The sequence below is a fragment of the Streptomyces sp. SolWspMP-5a-2 genome (assembly GCF_900091845.1).
GTDB classification, from domain to species: domain Bacteria; phylum Actinomycetota; class Actinomycetes; order Streptomycetales; family Streptomycetaceae; genus Streptomyces; species Streptomyces doudnae.
Map to the genome: position 1 here is coordinate 1 of NZ_FMCI01000399.1, position 4,756 is coordinate 4,756.

Sequence of the window (4,756 nt, forward strand, 5' to 3'; positions counted from 1 at the left end):
GCTGCTCCGGGGCCTCGCCCCCGCGCGCAGGTCCGCCGCCGCCGTCGTCACCACGGGGTCGGCGCTCGACGGGTCGGCCGCGCAGCGTCTCGCGGCGCTCCCGGCGGCCGAACGGCACCGTGCCGTCCTGCACTTGGTGCGCTCGCAGGTCGCCGCGGTCCTCGGACACGGCTCCGCCGAGGCGATCGGCGCCGAACGGGCCTTCCAGGAGCTCGGATTCGACTCCCTGGCCGCCACCGAACTCCGCAACCACCTCAACTCCCTGACCGGGCTGCGGCTTCCCGCGACCCTCGTCTTCGACCACCCCAACGCCCTCGCCGTCACCGAGCACATCACCTCCCGCCTCGTCGGCGAGAGCGTGCGGACGGCCGAGCCGGTGCGCGGCGGGGCCCGCGTCGACGACGAGCCCATCGCCATCGTCGGCATGGCCTGCCGCTACCCCGGCGGGGTGACCACCCCCGAGGAGCTGTGGCGCCTGGTCATGGACGGCGTCGACACCGTCTCCGACCTGCCGGGCGACCGGGGTTGGGACATCGAGGGCCTGTACGACCCGGAGCCGGGCAAGGAGGGCAAGAGCTACACGCGGCGCGGCAGTTTCCTGCACGACGCCGCCCAGTTCGACCCCGGATTCTTCGGCATCTCGCCCCGCGAGGCCCTCTACATGGACCCGCAGCAGCGCATGCTGCTGGAGACCTCGTGGGAGGCGCTGGAGCGGGCGGGCATCGACCCGGCGACCCTCAAGGGCAGCAGGACCGGCGTCTTCGCCGGCGTCATGTACCACGACTACGCGCTGAACGTGTCGCCCTCCGGCACCGCGGGCGGCAGCGTGGTCTCCGGCCGTCTCTCCTACACCTACGGCTGGGAGGGCCCGGCCGTCACCGTGGACACGGCCTGCTCCTCCTCCCTGGTCGCCCTGCACCTCGCCGTGCAGGCCCTGCGGTCGGGCGAGTGCTCCCTCGCGGTCGCCGGTGGCGCCACCGTGATGTCGACGCCCGGCATGTTCGTCGAGTTCAGCCGCCAGCGCGGACTGTCCGTCGACGGCCGCTGCAAGGCGTTCGCGGGCGCGGCGGACGGCGTCGGCTGGTCCGAGGGCGTCGGCGTGCTCCTCGTCGAGCGGCTGTCGGACGCCGTGCGCAACGGGCACAAGGTCCTCGCCGTCGTCAAGGGCACCGCCGTCAACCAGGACGGCGCCTCCAACGGCTTCACCGCGCCCAACGGCCCCTCCCAGCAGCGGGTGATCCGCCAGGCCCTCCAGGGCGCCGGACTCGCCGCCTCCGAGGTGGACGTCGTCGAGGCGCACGGCACCGGCACCACCCTGGGTGACCCGATCGAGGCGCAGGCGCTGCTGGCCACCTACGGCCAGGACCGCCCGGAGGACCGGCCGCTGCTGCTGGGCTCCATCAAGTCCAACATCGGTCACGCGCAGGCCGCCGCCGGTGTCGCGGGCGTCATCAAGATGGTCATGGCGATGGAGCACGGCACGGTGCCGCGCACCCTGCACGTGGACCGTCCGTCGCCGCACGTCGACTGGACCGAGGGCCGCGCCGAGCTGGTCACCGAGGAACGGCCGTGGCCGGTCACCGGGCAGCCGCGCCGGGCGTCCGTCTCCGCGTTCGGCCTCAGCGGCACCAACGCGCACGTCGTCCTGGAGCAGGGCCCCGCCCCGGCCGCCGAGGAGCCTGACGCGCCGACCGGTGACCACGCTCCCGCCGTCCTGCCGTGGACGGTGACCGGTGCCACCCCCGAGGCCCTGCGCGCCCAGGCCGCCCGCCTGGCCGAGGATCTGGAGCGGCGCCCCGGCACGGACCCCCTGGACATCGCGTACGCGCTGGCCACCTCCCGTACCGCGCTCGAATCCCGGGCGACGGTGCTCGGCGCCGACCGGGCGGAACTGCTCACCGGGCTGCGCGCCCTGGCCGCGGGCGAGGACGCCCCCGGTGTGGTGACCGGCACCGCCCGTTCCGTCGGCACGACCGCCTTCCTCTTCACCGGGCAGGGCTCGCAGCGCCTCGGCATGGGCCGCGACCTGTACGCCGCCTTCCCGGTCTTCGCCGAGGCGTTCGACGCCGTGTGCGCCGCCCTCGACGAGCACCTGGACCGCCCGCTGCGCGAGGTCGTCTGGGGCGAGGACGCCGAGACGCTGGACCGCACGGTCCACGCCCAGGCCGCCCTGTTCGCCTTCGAGGTCGCCCTGCACCGGCTGCTCGGGTCCTGGGGCATCACCCCCGACCTGGTCGCCGGGCACTCCATCGGCGAGATCGCCGCGGCCCACGTCGCCGGGGTGTTCTCCCTGGCCGACGCCTGCGCCCTGGTGGCCGCCCGCGGCCGGCTGATGCAGGCGCTCCCGGCCGGGGGCGCGATGACGGCGGTCGAGGCGACGGAGGCCGAGGTGCTGGCGCACCTGGAGTCCGTCGAGGACGTGTCGATCGCCGCCGTCAACGGGCCCGCCTCCGTGGTGATCTCGGGCGTCGCGGCCTCCGTCGACGCCATCGCCGCGCACTTCCGCGAGCAGGGCCGTCGGGTCAGCGCGCTGCGCGTCTCGCACGCCTTCCACTCCCCGCTGATGGACCCGATGCTGGACGCGTTCCGCGAGGTCGCGGCCCGGCTCTCCTACCGCGAGCCCGGCCTGCCCGTCGTCTCCAACGTGACCGGCCGGATCGCCCGCGGCGGCGAACTCACCACCGCGGACTACTGGGTCGACCACGTCCGCGCGGCCGTCCGCTTCGCCGACGGCGTCGCCGCCCTGCGCGACGCGGGCGTGGACCGCTGCGTCGAGATCGGCCCCGAGGCGGTCCTGACCGGCATGGCCCGGACCTGCCTCGACGGCGACCGGGACGGCGACGGCTCCACCGAGACGCTGCTGGTACCGGCCGCCCGCAAGGGCCGCGCCGAGACCGACGCCCTCCTCACCGCCCTCGCCCACCTGCACACGGCGGGAAGCACCGTCGACTGGGCGGGCTTCTTCGCCGGTACCGGCGCCCGCGCCGTCGACCTGCCGACCTACGCCTTCCAGCGCTCCCGCTACTGGCTCACCGCCACCGACGGCGCCCCCGCCGCGAGCAGCGCCGGACTCGACGCGGCGGACCATCCGCTGCTCGGCGCGGTCGTGACGCTCCCGGACTCCGGTGGTGTCGTCCTGACCGGTCGGTTGTCCGTGGAGGCGCAGCCCTGGCTCGCCGACCACGTGGTCCTCGGCCGGGTGCTGCTGCCCGGCGCCGTCCTCGTCGAACTGGCCCTCGCGGCAGGCGAGTCGGCGCACTGCCCGACCCTCGACGAACTGACCCTCGCCGGACCGCTGGTGCTGCCCGAGCGGGGCGGCGTCCAGGTCCGGGTGATCGTCGGACCGCGCGCGGCGGACCGCCGTACGGTCGCCGTCTACTCGCGGCCCGAGGGCACCGAGCAGGACTGGACCACGCACGCCACCGGCTTCCTCACGGAGACGGCCGTCGCCGCCGGGTCCGACCTGGCGGAGTGGCCTCCGGCGGGTGCCGAGGTGCTGCCGGTCGAGGACGCGTACGACGTGTTCAGCGACCGCGGCTACGGCTACGGCCCCGTCTTCCAGGGCCTGCGGGCCGCCTGGGTGCGGGGCGGCGAACTCTTCGCCGAAGTGGCGCTCCCCGAGTCGGAGTCGGCGGAGGCGGGCCGGTTCGGTCTGCACCCGGCGCTCCTGGACGCCGCGATGCACGCGGCCATCCTCAACGACAGCAACGCCTCCGACGACGGCACCACGGTCATCCCGTTCGCCTGGAACCGCGTCTCCCTGCACGCCGTCGGCGCCGCCGCCGTCCGCGTCCGGATCACCACCTCCGACGACGGAGGCATGGACATCCGCGTCGCCGACCTCACCGGCGCCCCCGTCCTCACGGTCGGCTCCATGGTGAGCCGCCCGGTCGACTCCGCCCAACTCGGCACCGCCTCCGCCGAATCGGGTGCGCTGTACGGCACCGAGTGGGTGCCGGTGGCCGCGTCGGCTGCTGGGGCTCCTGCGTGGGCTGTGTGGTCGGAGGTGGTGGAGCCGGGTGGTGAGGTGCCTGGTGTGGTGGTGCTGGACGTGGTGCCTGATGCCGGGGTGGATGTTCCGGTGGGTGTGCGAGCCGTTCTGGACCGTGTGCTGGGTGTGGTGCGTTCGTGGCTGGCCGAGGAGCGGTTCGCTGGGTCGCGGCTGGTGGTCGTGACGCGTGGTGCCGTGTCGGTGGATGGTGCGGGTGATGTGGTGCAGGCTCCGGTGTGGGGTCTGTTGCGTGCGGCTTCGGCCGAGAACCCGGGTCGTTTCGCCGTCGTGGACGTGGATGGTTCGGCGGGCGGTGTGGAGTTGGCCGTCGGGGCTGTGGTGTCGGGTGAGTCCGAGGTCGCGGTGCGTGCGGGTGCGGTGCTGGTGCCGAGGCTGGCGCGGTTGCCGGAGGCGGGGGAGGTTGTTCCCGCGCTGGATGGTGAGGGTGCTGTGCTGATCACCGGTGGTACGGGTGGTCTGGGCGCGGTGGTGGCCCGGTACCTGGTCGCCGAGCGTGGGGTGCGGGACCTCGTTCTCACGTCACGGCGTGGCATGGACGCCCCCGGCGCCGACGAACTGGTGCGTGACATCAGCGAGTCGGGCGCCTCGGTCGAGGTCGTCGCCTGCGACATGGCCGACCGCGAGGCCCTCGACGCCCTGGTGGGCTCGCTGGTGTCGGACCGTGGACTGCTCGCGGTCGTGCACGCGGCCGGTGTCGGGGACAACGGCCTCATCGGCGCCCTCACCCCGGAGCGGTTCGACGGT

The 4,756-nt window shown here is 74.5% G+C and carries 1 protein-coding gene; it reads left to right on the top strand.

Features of this window, described 5'->3' with window-relative positions; all coding sequences use genetic code 11:
* Positions 1-4,756 (top strand): type I polyketide synthase (locus GA0115242_RS39525; RefSeq protein ID WP_141721935.1); only part of this gene is annotated, 4,756 nt, incomplete at both ends.